The sequence below is a fragment of the Exiguobacterium sp. s125 genome (genome assembly GCF_018618605.1).
Taxonomy (GTDB): Bacteria; Bacillota; Bacilli; order Exiguobacteriales; family Exiguobacteriaceae; genus Exiguobacterium_A; species Exiguobacterium_A oxidotolerans.
The window spans coordinates 989,928-1,009,464 of sequence record NZ_JACSMI010000001.1; the positions used below are offsets into that span (position 1 = coordinate 989,928).

Annotated in this window: 25 protein-coding genes; 15 read left to right on the forward strand and 10 right to left on the reverse strand. The window is 49.2% G+C overall.

From position 1 onward, the window contains the following. The first annotated feature begins 203 nt into the window (after positions 1-203). Together KNQ05_RS04820 and KNQ05_RS04825 are read left to right on the forward strand one after the other, a co-directional pair. A complete protein-coding gene (locus tag KNQ05_RS04820) occupies positions 204-992 on the forward strand; it encodes a DUF5694 domain-containing protein (RefSeq protein WP_214804493.1) in 789 nt (262 codons plus the stop codon). Next, positions 955-1,578: a VOC family protein gene (locus KNQ05_RS04825; protein ID WP_214766178.1), complete on the forward strand. Its 624-nt coding sequence runs from the start codon at positions 955-957 to the stop codon at positions 1,576-1,578. The genes KNQ05_RS04820 and KNQ05_RS04825 overlap by 38 nt, the downstream gene beginning before the upstream one ends. Here the strand turns inward: KNQ05_RS04825 and KNQ05_RS04830 are convergent. Beyond that, entirely contained in the window at positions 1,549-2,475 is a 927-nt protein-coding gene (locus tag KNQ05_RS04830) for a zinc-binding dehydrogenase (RefSeq protein WP_214804495.1), read from the reverse strand. The genes KNQ05_RS04825 and KNQ05_RS04830 overlap by 30 nt on opposite strands. A 177-nt stretch (positions 2,476-2,652) precedes the next feature. On the opposite strand from KNQ05_RS04830, the gene KNQ05_RS04835 reads away from it, so the two are divergent. From KNQ05_RS04835 to KNQ05_RS04860, 6 genes are all read left to right on the forward strand, one after another. Next, positions 2,653-3,288, forward strand: coding sequence for a hypothetical protein (locus KNQ05_RS04835; protein WP_353048362.1), 636 nt, complete (start codon positions 2,653-2,655; stop codon positions 3,286-3,288). A gap of 372 nt (positions 3,289-3,660) precedes the next feature. Further along, positions 3,661-4,056 (forward strand): RDD family protein, encoded by a 396-nt coding sequence (locus KNQ05_RS04840; RefSeq protein ID WP_214804497.1) that lies wholly within the window; start codon positions 3,661-3,663, stop codon positions 4,054-4,056. 130 nt (positions 4,057-4,186) lie between these two features. Further along, positions 4,187-4,648: a GNAT family N-acetyltransferase gene (locus KNQ05_RS04845; protein WP_214804499.1), complete on the forward strand. Its 462-nt coding sequence runs from the start codon at positions 4,187-4,189 to the stop codon at positions 4,646-4,648. Positions 4,649-4,771: 123 nt separating this feature from the next. Next, complete coding sequence (locus tag KNQ05_RS04850; protein ID WP_214804501.1) at positions 4,772-5,476, forward strand: ABC transporter ATP-binding protein; 705 nt, start codon at positions 4,772-4,774, stop codon at positions 5,474-5,476. Further along, positions 5,473-6,237: an ABC transporter permease gene (locus KNQ05_RS04855; RefSeq protein WP_214771115.1), complete on the forward strand. Its 765-nt coding sequence runs from the start codon at positions 5,473-5,475 to the stop codon at positions 6,235-6,237. Before KNQ05_RS04850 ends, KNQ05_RS04855 begins: the two co-directional genes overlap by 4 nt. A 135-nt stretch (positions 6,238-6,372) precedes the next feature. Further along, positions 6,373-6,699, forward strand: a complete 327-nt coding sequence (locus KNQ05_RS04860) for an SMI1/KNR4 family protein (RefSeq protein WP_157898485.1) — start codon at positions 6,373-6,375, stop codon at positions 6,697-6,699. A 93-nt stretch (positions 6,700-6,792) separates the two neighbouring features. On the opposite strand, the gene KNQ05_RS04865 is transcribed toward KNQ05_RS04860, so the two are convergent. After that, positions 6,793-7,545 carry an SDR family oxidoreductase gene (locus tag KNQ05_RS04865; RefSeq protein ID WP_214771112.1) on the reverse strand — a complete coding sequence of 251 codons (753 nt, stop codon included), beginning with the start codon at positions 7,543-7,545 and terminating at the stop codon, positions 6,793-6,795. A gap of 127 nt (positions 7,546-7,672) precedes the next feature. On the opposite strand from KNQ05_RS04865, the gene KNQ05_RS04870 reads away from it, so the two are divergent. Further along, positions 7,673-8,383 carry a tubby C-terminal domain-like protein gene (locus KNQ05_RS04870; RefSeq protein ID WP_214771108.1) on the forward strand — a complete coding sequence of 237 codons (711 nt, stop codon included), beginning with the start codon at positions 7,673-7,675 and terminating at the stop codon, positions 8,381-8,383. A gap of 244 nt (positions 8,384-8,627) precedes the next feature. On the opposite strand, the gene KNQ05_RS04875 is transcribed toward KNQ05_RS04870, so the two are convergent. Together KNQ05_RS04875 and KNQ05_RS04880 are read right to left on the reverse strand one after the other, a co-directional pair. Beyond that, positions 8,628-9,374, reverse strand: coding sequence for a class I SAM-dependent methyltransferase (locus KNQ05_RS04875; protein WP_214766168.1), 747 nt, complete (start codon positions 9,372-9,374; stop codon positions 8,628-8,630). 180 nt (positions 9,375-9,554) lie between these two features. Beyond that, on the reverse strand, positions 9,555-10,175 hold the full coding sequence (locus KNQ05_RS04880) for a lipopolysaccharide core heptose(II) kinase RfaY (protein ID WP_088837206.1): 621 nt from the start codon (positions 10,173-10,175) through the stop codon (positions 9,555-9,557). Positions 10,176-10,329: 154 nt separating this feature from the next. On the opposite strand from KNQ05_RS04880, the gene KNQ05_RS04885 reads away from it, so the two are divergent. From KNQ05_RS04885 to KNQ05_RS04900, 4 genes are read left to right on the forward strand one after another with little or no spacing between them, the layout of a single operon-like run. After that, positions 10,330-11,808, forward strand: a complete 1,479-nt coding sequence (locus KNQ05_RS04885) for a carboxypeptidase M32 (protein ID WP_088837205.1) — start codon at positions 10,330-10,332, stop codon at positions 11,806-11,808. Then, positions 11,808-12,533: a glycerophosphodiester phosphodiesterase gene (locus tag KNQ05_RS04890; protein WP_251132444.1), complete on the forward strand. Its 726-nt coding sequence runs from the start codon at positions 11,808-11,810 to the stop codon at positions 12,531-12,533. The genes KNQ05_RS04885 and KNQ05_RS04890 overlap by 1 nt, the downstream gene beginning before the upstream one ends. A 12-nt stretch (positions 12,534-12,545) precedes the next feature. Next, positions 12,546-13,022 (forward strand): hypothetical protein, encoded by a 477-nt coding sequence (locus KNQ05_RS04895; protein ID WP_214804505.1) that lies wholly within the window; start codon positions 12,546-12,548, stop codon positions 13,020-13,022. Continuing rightward, positions 13,012-13,578 carry a guanylate kinase gene (locus KNQ05_RS04900; protein ID WP_214804507.1) on the forward strand — a complete coding sequence of 189 codons (567 nt, stop codon included), beginning with the start codon at positions 13,012-13,014 and terminating at the stop codon, positions 13,576-13,578. The genes KNQ05_RS04895 and KNQ05_RS04900 overlap by 11 nt, the downstream gene beginning before the upstream one ends. A gap of 208 nt (positions 13,579-13,786) precedes the next feature. Here the strand turns inward: KNQ05_RS04900 and KNQ05_RS04905 are convergent, their stop codons facing one another. The 4 genes from KNQ05_RS04905 to KNQ05_RS04920 form a co-directional block, all read right to left on the reverse strand. Beyond that, complete coding sequence (locus KNQ05_RS04905; protein ID WP_088837201.1) at positions 13,787-14,071, reverse strand: DUF402 domain-containing protein; 285 nt, start codon at positions 14,069-14,071, stop codon at positions 13,787-13,789. A 316-nt stretch (positions 14,072-14,387) separates the two neighbouring features. Then, positions 14,388-14,879, reverse strand: coding sequence for a tetratricopeptide repeat protein (locus tag KNQ05_RS04910; protein WP_088837199.1), 492 nt, complete (start codon positions 14,877-14,879; stop codon positions 14,388-14,390). 68 nt (positions 14,880-14,947) lie between these two features. Beyond that, positions 14,948-15,391, reverse strand: a complete 444-nt coding sequence (locus tag KNQ05_RS04915; RefSeq protein ID WP_088837198.1) for a MarR family winged helix-turn-helix transcriptional regulator — start codon at positions 15,389-15,391, stop codon at positions 14,948-14,950. Between the two features lie 67 nt (positions 15,392-15,458). Then, complete coding sequence (locus KNQ05_RS04920) at positions 15,459-16,547, reverse strand: GTP pyrophosphokinase (protein ID WP_235195154.1); 1,089 nt, start codon at positions 16,545-16,547, stop codon at positions 15,459-15,461. A gap of 130 nt (positions 16,548-16,677) precedes the next feature. Between KNQ05_RS04920 and KNQ05_RS04925 the strand changes: the two genes are divergently transcribed. After that, a complete protein-coding gene (locus KNQ05_RS04925; RefSeq protein WP_214804509.1) occupies positions 16,678-17,814 on the forward strand; it encodes a Six-bladed beta-propeller, TolB-like protein in 1,137 nt (378 codons plus the stop codon). Between the two features lie 203 nt (positions 17,815-18,017). Here the strand turns inward: KNQ05_RS04925 and KNQ05_RS04930 are convergent, their stop codons facing one another. Next, positions 18,018-18,440: an organic hydroperoxide resistance protein gene (locus KNQ05_RS04930; RefSeq protein ID WP_029330285.1), complete on the reverse strand. Its 423-nt coding sequence runs from the start codon at positions 18,438-18,440 to the stop codon at positions 18,018-18,020. Between the two features lie 103 nt (positions 18,441-18,543). On the opposite strand from KNQ05_RS04930, the gene KNQ05_RS04935 reads away from it, so the two are divergent. Further along, the gene (locus KNQ05_RS04935; RefSeq protein ID WP_353048690.1) at positions 18,544-18,981 is read left to right on the forward strand and encodes a MarR family winged helix-turn-helix transcriptional regulator; all 438 of its coding nucleotides are present in this window, start codon (positions 18,544-18,546) and stop codon (positions 18,979-18,981) included. 20 nt (positions 18,982-19,001) lie between these two features. Here KNQ05_RS04935 and KNQ05_RS04940 read toward each other — a convergent pair whose 3' ends face one another. Then, complete coding sequence (locus KNQ05_RS04940) at positions 19,002-19,457, reverse strand: hypothetical protein (RefSeq protein WP_029330281.1); 456 nt, start codon at positions 19,455-19,457, stop codon at positions 19,002-19,004. Positions 19,458-19,537 lie beyond the last annotated feature (80 nt).

Sequence of the window (19,537 nt, forward strand, 5' to 3'; positions counted from 1 at the left end):
AATCGGTTCGGTTTTTCTGCCGGATTGAATCTTTCGGCAAGTGTATAGATTCTGCATCGCAGTTCGTCTTCTCCTTCTACTTGGAGGGAAGTCAGGTCGAGTCGCCTCTTGCAATCAGCGAGAGGGCTATTTTAACGAAACGGACTAGGATTAGCCTGCTGTTTACAGTAAAATGGAAATAGCAGTAGAAAGGAGAGGTGTCGATGGTACAACGCGCGACCGTATTACTCGTCGGGACCGTTCATTTGGACCGTCCTGATAACGGAGACTTGTTTCGTCCGCGCATCTTTGATGTGTTTTCAGACGAACGGCAGCGGGAGATTCAACAGGTCGCCGAGGTCCTGCAAACATTTCGTCCGACAGAAGTCGCGCTAGAGACTTTGCCTGAGCAGGCGGGTGCACTGAATGCCGACTATTCCGCTTACCTCAAGCAAAGCTTTACGCTGACGGCGAATGAACGCCATCAACTCGGGTTTCGAGTAGCGCGCTTGGCAGGTCTGGCCGGTCTGCAGGCGGTGGACTGGAATCAGACGGTGGAAGGTGTCCCGAATCTTGCGGAACTCGAACAGCTCGACCCGGTCGCGTTTGACCGCTTGATGTGTGCCGAACAACAAAAATCCGAGGCACTCGAAGCGGGATTACTTGGGCAGACCTACCTCTCGTTCCTTGAACAACTAAATGACAAACAGGCGGTCGAAGCAAGTCACCGGACGTACCGGCAACTCGCCCGGCTAGATCCGGCGACGCACGTCGGGGCGAGGTGGGTCATCCAGTACTGGTACTACCGCAATCTGTTAATCGCGAACCGGATTCTTGATTTGGCGGAGCCGGGGGAACGGATTCTCGTCCTCTATGGTGCCGCTCATTTACCGTTAATACAACAATTTTTAGACGACAGTGGGGGCGTCGATGTGATGACGTTCCCTGAACTAATTGCGAAGGGGAGTAACGCCGATGTTGTTTCATTATCATCTTTGGACGCCGAACGTTGAGGCGACGGAGCAGTTTTATGAAAAATTAGGGTTTGCGGTCACGCAACGGATTGGAAAAACCGACGGCGCGTTTACCGCGTTTGATCCGCCATTGACATGGGATGACTTTCGGGACGACGGGATTCGCTTTCGAATCATCGAGATGAAACGCGGCGCCATCAACGTCACGTTCGGTCACGGGAAAGCCGTTCGCTTCGACCATCTCGGTTTTCTCGTGACACCCGAACAACGGACACTGCTTCTCGAACGTGCACAACAGATGGGCTGGACCATCCAAGCGAATGACCGGCGGACGTTCATCCAGACCCCGTACGCCTGTCGGATTGAACTGCAGACGCATCACGATGCGATTTTATCGAACGGTCCTCATCTGAAACGGCTTGAACTGGCGACGAAACAAGTCGGCTTTGAACAGGAGTTGAAGCGGTTGTTCGGCCATGCAATCGATGAAGTGACGACGGTGCCTGGTGATCATACCGTCTTACAGCAAGTCGTCTTTACGGGGGAAAACATCGAAGCCGTCGATCCGAACGGCGTGTCTGTCAGACAAACACGGTCACCAGTCGTAGCTGACAAACACTTTTAACGGTTTTGCACCTGCCTGTAAAGCCTCGAAACATGGAATCAAGTCCGACCAATCGACCGACTGCTCAAACAGCTTGAACAAGGCAGGCGTCTTTCGGGCGGCCGGCAAAAACCAGTCCGCATGGGCGCGGTAATCGAGCCCGTCACTCGATCCGACGATCCGTAACTCTTTTGCATAGAAGCTTGGGCAGAGCGACAAGACGTCGTAATTGCCGTCAGAGAGAATGCAGAGCTGACCATGGGGGACGAGTGCCTCCTGAAGATGCGCAAACGCGGTTTGCCGTCCCGAACATTCGAGGGCAGCGGCATAGGTATTCAGCTCGAGGTCGTTTCCGGACGTAACCGTGCGGGTTGCCCCGAGCTGTTTTGCGAGTGCATGTCGCCTTTCGTCCGGGTCGACGGCGTCAATGCGCGAGAGACCGAAGTAGTGACGTAGGTAAAAGACGGTCAATAACCCGATCGTCCCGAGCCCGGTCACGGCGACGGCATCCGACGGACGGGGATTAAGTTTATGGACGCCTTTTGCGGCGTCACACGATAAAATCGTCAACAAGGCGAGTTGCGGCGGCAGGTCGCGCGGGACGGGAATGACTTTTGCTGCGCGGACGGTGGCGATGTCGTGATGACCGTAAAAAGCGACGACGCGGTCACCGACACGGATGTCTGAGACATCCTCTCCGATTGCCAGCACTTCCCCGTAACTCTCGTATCCCGTTTCCTTCGGATAGGTCGGGGCGAGGTCTGACCGGTCAGTCGCCATGACTTGCGGCAATTCCGCGCCGATGCTGATTGCTCCATGTAATGTCTGGATGAGTAGTTCATCTGCTTGCAAGGGCGCTAGGGGTTGCTCGACCCACTGGAGCGTCTGGGGGGCCGTCAATTGCAGTCTGTGTGGCATGCGTTCAGTTCCTCCGTTTTCTTAACATGAATATCCTGATAATGGAATTATAACATGAAGGTAAATCAGTATATGACAATTTTGTAAGGTTGAAAGAAACATCGATTGCCCGATTTTCAAAGTGTTTTCTGCTATGCTGAAAAGGTAGAGCGGAGCTCACGAGTATCTAAAAAGGAAGTGGCGAACATCGAGCAGATTGAGATGTCGATCCATCGTGGATTAGTGGAATTAAAAATGTTAGATAAACGGATTAAAAAAGGTCAGCTTGGTCACTTTATCGGATTGCATACGGGAGACAAACCGCCTGTCGGTTTTCCGAACGTCGAACAGTTCGCGACGGAAGCGGCGGCAAATCTCCAGTCGATTCGCGCATTGATTGAGCGTCGAAATCAAATCAAAGCAGCGATTACCGCATCGAATGCCGTGACGCGTGTCCGAATCGCCGGGACCGAGATGACGGTCGCGGAAGCGATTGATCGTCGCGATACGGGTCTTGACTACGATCGCCAATTGTTACAAACGCTCAAAACACAACTGCATGAAGTGGAGCAGACGATTGAACAGGAACGTATCGAGATCGAGCGGCGTGCAGAAAATCATATCGAAGCGACATACGGTGCGCGTGAAAAAGGGGACGCGGAAGAAATTGAAAAAACGCGTCGTCTGTTCATCCAACGATTAGAACCGAAATTGATTGATCCCTCCGGTCTTCGGCAAGTCATTCAACAGTTAGACGAGTCAATCGACGCATTTGATGCCGAAGTCGATTTCAGTCTATCTGAAAGTAATACACTTACGAAAATATTAATCTAAACCTACCGTCCTGTTTGTCTGATGATTTCATAACCGAACACGCGTCGTCCGTGCGATAACGGACATCTTCTAATCGGTTGACCGATTAGCATCCAAGATGGTCCTTGCGACCGTCCGGTCAAAGCTGAATGTTCAACGATCAAAGGACAACGCTGACGCTTCAACACTCAGACAGATTACTGTTCAAACATCAACGGTCACCGTTCGATTAAATCCATGAGAAAACGGGAAAAGAGAGGGGATGTTCGTTGCCTCTGAAGTCACCGCATGGCTGGGCAGACAGGACGTTTCATCGTTTTGCATGACGCCCCTTCTTTCTTCAGAAAAAGAAGGGGCATTTTTTTAAATTCAAATCGAGAAAGGATGATTTAAATGGAATCCCTCACAAAACGAAGAATCGGAGCGGCTGTCGTTAACTTGATGGTGAACGCTGTCATTGTAAATGTCCTTGAAGAAACAGTTCTCAAACGGGTCAAACGTCCCGTCATCCGTGGCATCGTCACCCAGTCCGTCGTCGATGTCGTCACGGAAACGGTTCAATTACGCTTGACGGATGGCCGAACGGTCGGCAGTCGTGTTATGGGACTTCGTGTCGTCAGTCAAGACGACCAACCGTTGAAAACGACACAAATCCTTAAACGGATTGCTTACCGTGAAGTATTCACAGCAGGGAAATTCTTTAAGGACCGTCAGCGTTATCTGAAGGATGCCTCCGTTTTACCGGAAGATGAGTTTGCGAAAACACGTGTCATTCGTGAAGGACGGTAAAATCGCTTGTTTCATTGATCCATGTACGCTATAACCCGTATCGCGCTTAGTCTGTTGAAGCGATGCGGGATTTGTTCGTGTCTTGAGCAGACTGTAGAGATCACAAGAACGCAGAGGAGGTGAATGGCCAATGAATCCTTTCATGACGATCGAAGACATTAAGGACGCGAATCTGGCCGCGGTTCTCGGATTAAAAGTCGCAGCCGCGCAGCGCGTATATATCGAAACGAACGCGCAGTCGCTTCAGGAAGCGATGAACGATCACGACCACGGTTGGCGTTGTTATGCCTTATGCGAAAACAGGCAGCCGGTCGGGTTCATGATGATTGGTGCTGAAAACTGGACGGACAAGTACATCTGGCTTGACCGGTTCATGATCGGTCAGCAGTATCAAGGACGAGGCTTAGGAACGCAGTTTTTAAAACGAGCAATCGGTTTCATCGAAGACCATTTCGAAGTCGATGAAATCGTGTTGAGCTTACACACAGAAAATACGCATGCCAAGTATTTTTACGGGCAAGCGGGCTTTACTGATATCAAACGGATCGATGAAACGAACGGCGAAGAAATCTGGGTCTATCGTCTGACGTGATGTCCGCGATTCGTTCATCTGTATGGTGTAAGCCTTGTGCATCTGTCGAACCTTCTCGCTGTCCGCGCGGCAACCGTCCCTGCTACACTAGAAAAAACGACCAAAAAGGTGAGGTGGAGTGGTGTGGCAGTCATTGAATTTAAGGATGTCCAGTACAAATCGATACTCAAAGGGATCTCCGGGACGTTTCGGGAAGGAAAAATCACGACGCTCGTCGGACCGAGCGGCGCCGGGAAAACGACGTGTCTGAAACAAATCAACGGATTACTTTCACCGGACGCCGGGACGCTTTATTTTAAGGGAACCGATTTAAAAGACATCGATATGATGGAGCTTCGAAAAAAGATTGGCATGGCCTTTCAAAGTGCCCCGATGATTGCGGGGACTGTGTACGACAATTTGAATCTTCCGAAAGCGATCTTCAATCAGACATTGGAACAGGAAGAGGCAAAACGACTGTTGGAGCGGGTCGACTTGAAAGAGGTCCCGTTGACACAAAACGTCAAGGAACTGTCGGGTGGCGAAAAAAGCCGCATCGCGATCGCGCGGACACTCGTCAACCGACCGGATGTCCTGTTGCTCGACGAGATCACGGCCAGTCTCGATTACCGGATGGTCAAGGAAATCGAGGCGCTCGTCCGAAAAGTTCAACGGGAATTCAACGTGACGGTGATCTGGATTACGCATGATCTCGAACAGGCGCGCCGTGTCAGTGATGACATGTGGTTCTTAAAAGACGGGCAATTGATTGAACAGGGAACGATTGAATTGATTGAGGGCTCGGATAATCCCGCCATCGAAGCGTTCGTCAAGGGGGTCGACCAATGAGTTACGTGCAACTCGCTTCCGCCTTAGTCTTTATCTTGATTCCGTTAGTGCTGACATATACGTTAAAGCTTGGACTTGGCAACGATATTTTGATAGCGACGGTCCGGTCGATCGTCCAGTTGTTGATTGTCGGTTATCTCTTGACGTTCGTTTTCGAAAGTGACAGTAAAATTTACATCGGGTTGATGATTCTGTTGATGATTGTCGCGGCAACGCTCAACATCATCAAAAAGGGTGACGGAATTCCCGGGATTACGGGCATTATTTTACTGACGTTAGTCAGTGTCGAAGTCTTGACGATGGGCATCATGCTCGGTCTTCGAATCATTCCGTTCGAAGCGCAGGAAGTCATTCCGATCAGCGGGATGGTGATTGGCAACTGTATGATTTTGTCGCTTTTGTTCCTGAATAAGTTCAAGGATGAGGTCGAACGGGGCGATGAAGTCATTGAGCTGATTTTAGCGCTCGGAGGTACTCCGAAAACAGCGATTGACCGAAGTTTGAAAAGCGCCATCAAGACGAGTATGATTCCGACGATCGAGGCGCAGAAAACGATGGGACTCGTCCAGCTTCCCGGCATGATGAGCGGTTTGATCATCGGTGGGGCCGATCCGATGGAAGCTGTCATGTACCAGTTATTAATCCTGTTCCTGATTTTGACGAATGCTGCCGTGTCTTCCGTCATGGTCGGCTACCTGTCCTACCGGAAACTGTTTAATCAAAAAGCCCAATTCCTTGGGTTGACCAATCGAAACGACTGAGCTACCCTAGAAAAATACGTCATGACGCTAACAGATTTCGGAAGTATCCGAAGTCTGTTTTTGTTTACTAACATAAAGAAGCATCAAACTGAAGATGAAACAGCGACGTGCTACTAAAAGGGATGTGAAGAAGAAGTGATGACGATTGAACAAGTAATGGCGATGTTACCGGTTGAGGAAGAAGAAATACGATTGACAGATGTCGATGGATTGCCACGTTATGCATGTGTTCATCCGGTTGATCTGTTTGAGGAATCACAAGCGATTTTTCGGAGTATCATTGAAGTCGAACACCATCAAGCGGATCGATTAAAATCATGGTACATTATCGGATACGAAGACATGGATGGGGACCTGTTATGTGTGGATCTCGTAACGAGCGAAGTGATGGTCGTCGGTCATGAAACACTGGAACGCGAAGAAGTCGTCGCTCCGTCCTTGACTCAATTTTTGCAGGGATGACGTCTGATTCGTATGCAACATAAGAAAACGAAAAAGGTCACCGGACGTCATCGTCCAGTGACCTTTTCGTTCGCCGACTAACGGATTATGCCATTATTGACGGATAAAGCCACCTTCCGAATGCAGAACTTGCCCGGTGATCCAGGCACCTTCGTCACTGACGAGAAACGAAATCAGGCGGGCGACGTCGTTTGGTGCCCCGATGCGGCCAAAGGGAAATTTCGGTAGCAGGGCGGAGCGGATCTCATCCGTCATCCAAGTCGAGTCGGTCGGACCGGGGTTGACGGCGTTGACCGTCACGCCGAACGGGGCAACTTCCTGGGCGAACGTCTGAGTAAAAGCAGAAATCGCACCTTTCGTCGCGACATAAGCAAGTTCACCCGGCATCGGTCCGCGTTCCTGGCCGGATGTCATGTTGATGATCCGTCCTGAGGATAACGGTGACGCTTGCAGGTGGCGGGCGAACTCGACCGATAACAGTAACGTCGAGCGGATATTGACCGCATAATGAGTGTCGAGCGCTGCGGCGTCGAGCGACAAATAGTCGGTCTGCGTCGAGTGAGCGGCGTTGTTGATTAAAATCGACGGTTGGCCGAGCGTCCCAACGACGGTTTGATGGACAGTTGCCGCCGCCGCCGGATTGGCTAAGTCAATCCGGAATCCTCTTGCCCGGACACCGAATGTTGCTAACTCCGCTTCAAATGATGGGATCCAGTCGGCTTCCGCTTGCCAGGCGGTGAAAAAAATCTCGATGCCTCGTGCGGCAAGCGTCCGACAGATCGCTGCCCCGATATCCCGTTCGTGACTGGCACCGGTCACGAGTGCGATTTGTCGTTGTTCAGTCATGCTGCATCTCCTCCTTGAATTCCATCCATTAACATATTTTAACTCATTTAGATAATCCTTACTATCGTAATCGTGCTAGTGTACACTAAAACCAGGATTAACGAGCGGGTATTAAAAGGAGGCAAGAATGACGATGGGTGAAATGTTGTTATTGTATGGATTATTGACGATTGGAATGGTCATCCGCTTCCTCTTAACCGGCATGTTCAGTTGGCTGGAATTTGGTCTGATTTCGCTGCTTCTGCTCGCAGCACTTGGTGGCGCGCTTCTCGATTACTGGCAAATCAGACGCGACATGCGGTACGTGGGACGCACGAAGACGATAGCGACACGTTGCGTCGAACGGACGACACGGCGACCGAAATACGTGCTGGAAGGTGCACAGCAGATTGGATCCTATCGACGGAGCTATCCAAAAGGATGGCAATTTTTGTTTGTTCAGCTCTCGGCAAAGCTGCGGGGGTGGTTCTTGAATCTGAACTTCAGTTTTTCCGACCGTACGTTTTCTTACGTCGAACAACGGAGTTCTCTTCTAGCGCGGAATCAAAAGTGGCTCGTCTACGAAAACGGTGAAGTCGTAGGCACGGTCCGGACCGACGCGTCACTGAAACGGATGAGTACGTTTAAAGAAGTCATGCTCCTGTCCTATCAAGACGTCGAGTACGAAGTCACGTCCTCGACGTTATCCTCGAAGATTAAAGTCTGGCGAGGGACTGAGGTGATTGCGACGAGTAAAGCGAACTTGCGGTCCGACGTAACGTTTAAAGTCAAGGAGCAGCAAAATCAGTCCCTGATCTTGTCGGTGCTCGTATTGTTCCATTATCATTTTCAATCGTAAGTCGAAAGAAATGAGTGTTCATGAAGCGCGTAATCATTCATTGGTGTATGATTTAGAAACACTTCAGTGAAAGACGGGAGGCATCGAGATGGATAAAACAGATGGCTGGATCATCGTCAGCGTATTGGTCGGATTGTATTTCGGGTTATTCGCTAAACCGAAACGCGTGACTGGAAAAAAAGCAAAGTGACAAAAAACCATGGAGGTCGTCCTCCATGGTTTTTTGTCAGGTGCACATCAGGGCTCACGTTGCTACGTTCTTTTTATATAGCAGAGGTCCATTATCGTGCTTTTTTTGAAACACTGCCGTCCACAGTCCAGTACGACCGAAAGTCGTCGCGGACGCCGGCATCATCGGCATCGGTCTGATTTCAATCACGTCGAAGTCAGCAAAAATCAACCGTAACTTCTCTTCCGTGAATCCTAATCCACCGTTTAAGCTGCGTGTCCGGTACACTTCCCAGTCGGAGATGTCGGATCCGCCGAGCTCACCGCCTTCGATAAAACAAGTCAGGGCGAAATGTCCGCCATGCTTTAAGGAATCGGTGACGAGCGTAAGATAATCGCGTCGGCGGTGCGGAGCGATATGGTGGAAGCAACCGGAATCGTAAACGATGTCATACGCCTCTTTAGCAAGGGGGAAATCAAAGATGTTCCGTTCGATGAAGTCGACGTCGAGCTGCTCCTCCTGCGCCCGTTCGCGCGCCCAGGCAAGCGACTGACGTGATAAATCGACAGCGGTCACGGTACATCCCTGTCTTGCAAAATACAGCGCGTTACGCCCCGGGCCGCAACCGAGCTCCAAAACGTGACCCGGTGCGATGATACCGCGTTCAAAATAACGGACGAGATTTTCGTCCGGCTTGTTGACGAAAAAAGGAATCCGTTTGTCACGGTCGGCGTAAAAATCATTCCAAAATGCGGTCGGTTCACGCAGTAAATCGTCAAGCATGTCAAGTAAATCATCGTGCGTTTGAATCATTTCTTTCATCTGTCGACCTACTTTCAAACAGGGTATGAATTGCTTTTCATCTATCCTGATTATACCAAAAAATGTATGACGAAAACGGATGAATTCTCCTGTTTCAGTAGTCGAGTTATGAAGTGAATCAGGAAAAACGTTACCGTATCTCATCGTTCATAAGATACGTTACCGCTTCATCTATCTGCGTCACCCGGTATTACGGTGTGACTCGAACATTCGGCGTTTATAAATATCGGCGACTGTGTTCAGAAAAGCCTCCGGCAGCTTTTTCGGAAAATACGATTTGCAATAAAAGTAATCATACCCGCGCTTTAAGTCGTCCCACTGTGAGCACGGTTCTGTCTGACGGAACCGTGCGACGTCGATGATCCGTGTCCCGTCTTTCGTCAGCATGATGTTGCGCAAGTGGATGTCGGACGGGTTTAAGCCGACGGAGCGTGCGTCCGCTAAAGCTTGATCGACAGAGCGGATGACGTCCCGGGGAATCAACGTCCCGTTGACGAGACAGTCGAACAACGTCTGTCCCTCGATGTATTCGATGACGAGGTAATCCGCCCCGTAGGCGTATTGTTTGGCGTACGTCGAAAACGACGACAATTGCTCATAAATCGCTCCTTCAAGGACGGCAAGATGACGATGGCTAGGGAAAAATTTTTTGATGACGCGGTCCGTTCCTTGAATCCGAAAGACGAAGGCACTTCGTCCCGTACCAATCCAGTCTAACTCAGGTGGTTGACCGGTAATCAGTTGCGTTTGTCCGTTTGACTCGATGGTGATGGCTGTCGCCAGTTCTTGATCTGTTTTCACGTGTGGTCCATCCTTTCTCCGTTACATTGATTATATAATTTATACGTTCAAATGACCACAAAGGTTTCAGGAGATGTTCCTGTATGAATGTTTTGAACATTTTGTGATATGCTAAAAAACGTAGACCATTACATATTTTAAGGGGGATTTTAGAATGAATACGTTACAACAGTGGCGCGACCATTTTGACGCACTTGGTGCCTATGAGGAAGCAGTCGCTTTACTCTACTGGGACATGCGGACATACATGCCGGAACAATCAGCGCCGAACCGCTCGAAATCACTCGGTTTCTTATCGACAGAAAGTTTCCGTCGCCGGACAGGGGAACAGTACCAGTCCTTGTTAGGCGCGATGGGGCAAGAATCGTTGACGGGACTCGATGCGATCTCGTACGAGAAAGCGAAACAGGCATTTGATCGGGACTCAAAAATTCCGGAAGCGGAATATCAAGCCTTTGTGACATTGATTTCGGAAGCGGAAAGTGTTTGGGAAAAAGCGAAGGATGCGAATGACTGGGCGATGTTCGAACCATTCTTAGAAAAAATCGTCGCGACAGAACGTAAATTCGTCGAGTACTGGGGATACGAAAATCACCCATACGACGCATTGCTCCATGACTATGAGCCAGGAATGACGGTCGCTCAGCTCGATCCATTGTTCGCGGAGCTCCGTCAAGCAATCATCACGTTGCTCACCGATCTTGATGGGAAAACATTCCCGAAACTCGATTGGTCAGCAGACCGGGAGACACAAATTAAGCTCAATCACGAGTGGTTGAACGATATCGGTTATGATTTTACAGCCGGTCGCTTGGACGAGACGGTCCACCCGTTCCAAACGACAATCAATCGCAAAGATGCCCGTGTCACGACGAAATATGATGAAGCGGATTACCGGAACTCTGTTTTCGGGACGATGCACGAAGCCGGTCACGCGACGTACGAACAGGGCATCGATCCGGAACTCGACTCCCTTGGTCTCGGTGAAGGGGCATCGATGGGGATTCATGAATCACAATCATTGTTTTTTGAGAACTTCATCGGACGCAACCGTGGTTTCCTCGAAGCACGTTATACAGGGTTGCAAGCTGCGATTCCTTCATTGACGGACGTTCCATTCGAAACATTTTATGCTGCCGTTAACGAAGTCAAACCATCGTTGATCCGGATTGAGGCGGATGAACTGACATACGCGATGCATATCATTATCCGCTACGAACTTGAAAAACGTCTCATCACGGGTGAACTCGAAGTCAAGGCACTGCCAAAGGAATGGAACCGCCTTTATAAAGAATACCTTGGAGTCGATGTCCCATCGAACGCACAAGGTGTCTTACAAGACGTTCACTGGTCAGGTGGTTCGTTCGGTTACTTCCCGAGCTATGCGCTCGGACTCGTCTACAGTGCCCAGTTGAACGAAGCGATGCGTCGGGATGTTAAAGACATCGACGAACTGATTGCAAGCGGTTCGTTTACACCGATCAAAAATTGGTTAAAGGAAAATATCCACCAACACGGAAAAGCGAAGACGCCGGCCGAATTGATTGAAGCAGCGACCGGGCAATCGATTACGGTCCAACCGTTGATTGATTACTTGACGAAGAAATATACACGCGTCGTCGAAACGCTGTGATGCAATGGTTTGCCCACCGCGGCGCAAGTGACGCGTTTCCGGAAAATACGCTCGAGGCGTTCGAAGCAGCCTTACCGGACGTCGATGGCATCGAATTCGATGTCCATTTCTCAAAAGACGGCGTCGGAATCGTCATTCATGACGAAACGGTCGACCGGACGACGGACGGAACAGGGCGTGTCGTTGATCTTACGCTTGCAGAACTCAAACAATTGAATGCGGGAGCGCGCTTTAAAGGTACGGGACCGCAGCGTGCGATGATTCCGACACTTGACGAAGTCTTAGAGCTCGTGGCGCCAACGCAAATCGTCCTCAACATCGAACTGAAGACGGATACGATCCGTTATGAAGGTCTCGAGGCCTACGTCGTCGAACGGTGCCGTGCCCATCAGCTTGCACCAGATCGATTAATCTTCAGTTCCTTCAATCATTACTCGATTGATACGATTCGTCAGCTTGATCCGTCGCTCGAGACAGCACTGCTCTATCCGTATCCCTTGTTTCACCCGGAGCAACAAGCGAAGCAGCTCGGGGCGAAGGGCATTCATCCGGATTATCGTCGCGTGACGGCAGAAGACGTCGCACTGGCTCACGCAGCAGGAATCTCCGTCCGCGTCTATACTCCGAAATCGGCAGAGGATGTCAGACGGATGGAGGCAATCGGCATTGATGCCGTCATCGTCAATGATCCAAAAGGATTCAAAGCGCGCCTGTCGATCGACTAAGGAGGAAGCGTCATGCGGAAGGGGTATGTGTTGACTATCATAGCTTCACTGATTGCGCTTGGCATCGGTCTCGAGATTGGTTTTCAAAAAATACCACAACCGCAACCGAAACAAGTTGCACAGTCAGCGACACGACCGGATGACTTCCAAGCAGGACTTCAAGACGCAAAAACCGAATTAGAGACCGTACAACGTTTTTCTTTAAAAAGTACGATTGAACATGACCTGAAAAGCGAGACGTGGATTTATGCGACACCGACACCGGAACGTATTGCCGTCGACTGGTACTACGTCGCAAGCTATCCGGAAAAACGTGTCCAGATGACCCGAAATGATGTCGCGCGCATCATTGAATACGATCGGTATCTCGTCGTCATCCGTTCGATTTACGGGGTCGTCGACGATAGCGAACTCGAACAATTCGCGCTGCGTGTTTCGGGGTATTTCATGACTAGGCAACAACAAAAGGAGGATGACGATGTCAGGTAAAATCATTCTATTGATTGGTGGATCGGGCAGCGGGAAGTCGTCCTTAATCAAACGATTACGACACGAGTATGAACATGTCCGGTTCATTCCCTCCGTGACGACACGACCGAAACGCCCGACCGAACAAGATGGGGAAAGTTATCATTTCGTCGACGTAAAAACGTTCCAGCAATTGATTCAAGAGACGGGGTTCATCGAGTACGCCCATGTCCACCGGGCGTGGTACGGAACACCCCGACAAGCGTATGAGGACGTCCTGACGACGAACGGCATCGTCATCAAAGACATCGATCCGAAAGGTGCGGCAGCATTCAAGGAATTGTTCGAAGACCGTGTCATCACGATTTTCGTGTCCGTTCCACCTGATCTGATGAAAGAACGTCTGTTGATGCGCGGGGATACACCTGAGTTCGAAGCACGGCTCATCGATTACTCGGAAGCTTGGAAAGACCGGGACCACTATGATTATATGATTGAAAACATTGATTTTGAACAGGCCTACGTGGAGTTACTTGGGATCATCTCGGAGTATATCCCAGGACAGCCATCATCGTAAAAAAAAGCAGGGAAGACACATTCTTCCCTGCTTTTGTTTTGAGGTAAAGATAAAAATGTCAACACCAAAATTAATAGACGAGCGATGGATTGGATTAACCATCTACATCGATCGTCTTTTTTGTGTCATTATTTTACAGTTGGTGGAAATTAGTGATTCCCGTGAAAAGCGAAGGGGAGCACGTAAGATGAATCGAGAAGCGCTTGAATCAGTTGACGCGATGCGCTAGCCGGAACAGATGCTGTTGAAGAAACCCGTCGAACGGAAACCGTCCCTCGGTCACGTGTTTAATCAAGTCCGTCAAGGCAGCTTCCGCTTGTTCAATCAGTCGGGCAGGATAGGCGAACGTCCGTTGATTGACGAGGAACTCGTCTCGGTCGACGACCTGCCAGGTACCTGCTTGATTGCGGACATAATCGAGGTCGAGGTCGAAAGGAAAGGGTATCCCCGTCGAGCCGTGGGGGCAGGCAGACGTTGCAGTGATAGGAGGCACCGTGTGCATCGAAGTCGATATTGACCGTAAACGGCGCATTCAGGGGATAAAACTCAAGCGACTGTGTCGCGTAGGTAAAGGTCTGTCCCCGTGTGTGATGGACCAGTCTTCTGCCTGCTTGTCCATGGACGAGCACGTAGTCGTCTGTTTTTATCAGCATGTTGCCAGTCCACTCGTAATGGGGGCGGTCGGGATACTTATAGGCAATGATCGTCAGGACTGACGGTTGTGCCTCTGCTGGTCGTTTCATGAACAAGCTCCTTTCGCGCTAAAAGAGGAAGAGAAGGAATCATTGAACGGTTAAGCGGGCAGTCGGTTACGTCTTTGAGACGTCATGTAAATGGTCGCGGTAATAACGGAGGGCTTGTCTGTAAGTATGGACGTCGGAGTCCGGCGTCATCGTCGTGATGACGTCAAGTAACTGTTGCATCGCTTCCTCATGCTGCTTGAGATTAAACAGCGTCAAGGCTAAAAACGTCTTCAGTCCCGTGCTGTCGGGGAAACGTACTAAGCCTTCCGTAAAGGTGTCATGCGCAGCAGCGTATTGTCCGAGCGCCCGGTATGTACTGCCGAGCCCGATGAAGGCGTCCGTCAAAAACCGTGTGTCGAGGCCGTTTGCGATCGCAAACTCATAATGCGGAACGGCAGCCTGCTCCTCGCCGAGGTTATCGAAGCACCAGGCCATCTGGAAATGGTAGTAAGGGTTCGTACGATCGGTCTCTAACAGCTCGCGCATCATCTGTTTTGCTTGCTCGTACTGTTTCGACTGACGGAGCGTCGTCACCTGCTCTAAAGTAGCATGCGTCATCTCATCATCCTCCAATTCGGTTGCTAGTACAAAAACCCCTCCAGCTCGGTCAGCTAGAGGGGGAAATGTTAATCCTGTTGCTCGAGTTTCGTCAAGAGTGTCCGGAACGTATCAAGTTCTGCATCTGAAAACGCGGAGAAAACGTCCGACAGGTACTCCATCTTCATTGCTTCAAGTTTCCCGTACAGTTCAATTCCGTCCGGTGTTGCCCGGAGCTCGACGACACGGCGGTCGAGTTCACTGCGTTCGCGTGAAATCAAGCCTTTTTTTGTCAATTCGTCAGCAAGTGCAGTAATCATACTTGCAGAGAACTGGAATTCATTCGACAGGGCGGATGCGATTTGTGGACTTTGCCCGCAAAGCGACTTCAAAATGAAGAATTCATTCCGTGTCAAATAGGTCGTGAACATGCTGCGAACATCTTTTTTGATGGCGCGGTAGTTCATGCGGAGTCCTTTTTCTGTATCGACGATCAATTGATCGCGTTGTGCTACTTCGATTGTCGTTGCCATGTTTAGCTTCACTCTTTCCATACGATAGTTTCGTTACCCGCCATTTAGTATAGTGAAAAATTTTAGTTTAATCAATATTTTTCTCTTGAATCATCTCATCATGCGACGGCTGAACTTTTGTAATGATTTCCGTGACGTTCCGAAGTTCCGGATAGAATCGACGGAAAAAGTAATCGATCCGGTGTGTGTCGTTCCCGGCAATCGTCACGGCCATGCAGATGTAGGCGATACCGATGCCTTGGCGCGGCAAAAAAGGATTCGGCATGACTTGAGCGCATTTTAAGGCGAGTGTGCTATGACTCGAGACGGCATCGATCAGTTCACCGTAATTGCGGATGTCGACGTAATGGAACATCCGGATCAACTCATTAATCAGTTGCTGGTCGGAATCGAGCATCATTTGTGACGTGACGAGTCGCTTGTCGAGCTCACTGATGACAGGGGAGTGGTCAATGAAATAGTTTAAGTTATCGGACGTGATCCGGACTTTATACGGGTCCGATAAAATCTGTTGGACGGTCTCATCCTCGAATTGTTTGAGTTGCTTTTTGATGTTGACGAATTCTTGATCGGCAATCTCAAGCAGTCCGGCGACGCGGCTGAAACTGCGCCGGACTTCTGCCGGGACGCTGTTCGGATTTTTATACCCTAAGTCATGTTCAATCTCTGCCCAGGCGTGTTGCAAAATCGAACGGATTTGAATTTCTGCCGTATGTGACTTGAAGCGACCGTATTCACTTAAGGCCAGGCGTTGTTCACTCAGGGCGGCAACAAAGTGGACAGACAAGTAGCCGAACTCCGTCGTATCGAGCAACGTCGATTTATCGACGGATTGATCGCGGTCGATCGAAAATTCATTTTCAATGATACGGGCAGCTTCCCGGACGTCGTCGTGGAAATAGGTGACGATCCGGATTCCCGTCAAATCGTGGACGTCCTTGAGCGATCGGTATTTGTTCGGTTGCCGTAAGACTTTTTGGTAGAGGCTTTCCGAATCTTTCGTCCGTGAGACGATCGAATGGTATTTGATTCCGGCCGCGTCGAGCAGCTCGGATAATAGAATTTTTAGTTTATCTGCGAATGCGTCATAATCTTCCTTATCATTGACGTATTCGAGCATCATCGTATTCAAGTCTTGTGCGTGCAAGCGAATCACCTTCCTCATCGTGGTATTATCTAGCTGTATTGTATCATTCGTATTCCGTAGACGCACGAAATGACCTTGTTTCAAGCGGGACCAATCGTGGGAAAAGAACTGTAGAACATGCTTAGGAGGGGTGCACAAGATGGAAATACTAGACGCGCGTGCGTTACCAGCGGATCACTCGGACATACTTCATGTCACACCATCTTCGATTTACTTCAGACGAAAAGTCAACGCCGAACAGTACCATATCAGCCGGTTCGACCTCGAAGATCAAGAACAAGTTGATTTGTCGCAAGACGTTTTGACGGATCACGGACCGACCCGTCCGTTCGTCAAACACCAGAAAGTCTATTGCTTGAACGAACACGACCGGGCGAACGGGGGAGCGACGGAGTTATTGACGATTGATCTCTTATCCGGGAAGACGGAACAGGTCGCGACGTTCAACGTCCCGGGTGATTTGTCACTGTACTGGGTCCTCAATGAACGCTACATGGTACTGCTCCACGTCGACCGTGTGACGTCTGCCTTTTTATATGACACGAAGACGAAGCAGCAACACTTGATCCATGATCAACGGCTGTACGGGATGACGGAAAATTACCGGGAACTGTACTTTTTCCTCGTCACACTCCAAGACGTCGATTATATCGTCTGCAACACGCGCCTCGACGAATTTTCCTTTTATGATGCCCTCGAAAGCGGCTTGATTTCTCCGGAAGATCCAATTGATCACTCGGAAGGGTTATTAATCGCTTCACTTGAGACGATCGTTTCGGAAATCGAACTAGGGACAGAAGTCCTGTCCTTCAAGACACTCTTACGCCTTGACGGGGAAGGGGATACGGTGCAGTACCTCGGGGAACAAGCCGGATTTTTGATTTTCAGTGCCTATACGGACCGTTTGAACGAAGAAGTGTTTTATCAAATCCGTGACGAAACGGACGTGACGGAACTTGGACGGATCCGCTGGAGTGATTATGAAGCATTTGATTTTACGTATGATGACGTCGAATCGACGATCTTTATCGTCAACGACCGGTCGGAGCAACACCATGAAGTGATTAATTTACGAACGGGAGCCCGTTTTTTAGACCGGGATCCGTTCGAACGCGTCTTGCGTGATCGCTTTTATGTACATGAAACGATCGGAGAAGATGCCGAGCCGATGGTGACGATTTTTGACGCCGAGCGGTATGTCCGGCACCGGTTCGATGATGCCTATTACATGATTGTCTCCGGCGAGTTGGTCATTTTATCCGTCAACCAACTGTAAAGCGAACAGCGAACAAACGAAGAAAACACACTGTTAATAGAAGTGTGTTTTCTAAAATAACGGACTATTTATTTCATTTACCGTAATTACTTATTAAATTTTTGATACAAAAAACGAACGATACCTCAAAATACGTCGCATTGACAATAAAAAAATACCCCTTTCTAGTAGATATCACTAGAAAAGGGCAGACAATGTTATGCTTATGCTGCGTCAGTCGTACGTGTGAAAACATCGACTTGGATGTTTCCAGCTGTCGCGCGTGAGTAAGGGCAAACTGTGTGTGCGATTTTTGCAAGTTCGGCAGCTTGTTCTTCCGATACACCACGGACGAGAACATCAAGTTCAACAGATAAAGCAAATCCGTCTGCTGCTTCGTTCAACGTAACGTGCGCCGTTACTTCGCTTCCATCATGTTTGATACCTTGTTTACGTGCAACAAGATTTAATGCAGAATCAAAGCAAGCAGAGTATCCAGCAGCAAACAATTGCTCCGGATTTGTCGCTGATTTTTTAGATCCTGGGACTGGCATTGCGAGAGCGACGTCTAAAACGCCATCTTCTGAAACGACGCGTCCGTCGCGTCCTCCGACTGCTGTAGCTGATGATGTGAACATTGGTTTCATAATCAATAACTCCCTTTCGTTGATTCCTTATTATTAAGTAGCTTACAATTAAATTGTATACAATTTAAAAAAGAAAGCAAGTACTTTGCTCCCGAGGAGGACTATCATGTCAAACCCATTATCGTTAGATGAACAACTTTGTTTTCCCTTTTATTCAATTTCGCGGGAAATCACGAGACGTTATCGTCCGTTGCTCGAACCACTTGGACTGACGTATCCGCAATATTTAGTCATGCTCGTTTTATGGGAAGAAGATCAACAATCCTTGAAAGCCGTCGGCGAACGGTTGCATTTGGATTCGGGGACGCTAACCCCGTTATTGAAAAAGCTCGAAGCGTCAGAGTTAATTCGACGCGTCCGCAATAAGAAAGATGAACGACATATCCAAATCACGTTGACAGACAAAGGGCATATGTTGCGCGAGCAAGCGGAACAAGTTCCGCTCGCCTTAAAAGAGACACTCGGCGTGTCGGAGGAGGATTTAGAACGTGTCAAACAAACGTTAAATCAATTGGTTATACAAATGAACGGAACTGAATGATTCAGTTCCGTTCATGTTCGTTATTTACGGCGGAAACCTTCTTCTTCAAGATAGTTTGCCGCTTCTTTGTATGAATTGAAGGCACCATCGAGCAAGTCGCCTGCATAGACGAGCCATGTATCGAGGTCTTCATTCAAAAGTGTGAGTTCGAACTGGTTATCGTTGACCCACGTTTCTTCGAGCGTTTCGACCGTCTCGACCGTCGATAACGATTTGATTGCATCTTCAAGCAAAAGAATCAAGGCAGGAGCAGAAAACTCACGGATGTTGACGAGTCCTTTGTTATCGACTTCGTAGCCCGGTAATCCGGCAGCATAGACGAATCCGTTCCCGTTCGGATGAAGGTGATAGACGACGATTTTTTTCTCAAACTGACTTTCAGGAAAGTGGAAATTGACACGGTTCAGTGAAACATCTTTTCGGACGAGTTGTGGAAACGACTCAATGATGTTTAATTTTTCTTCAAATGTTAGCATGGTACCTCCTAGAATTACATTTCTACTCTTCTATATATGCGATGATTTCGGGTCAAATGTCAATGTTCGATTTAAGCCGA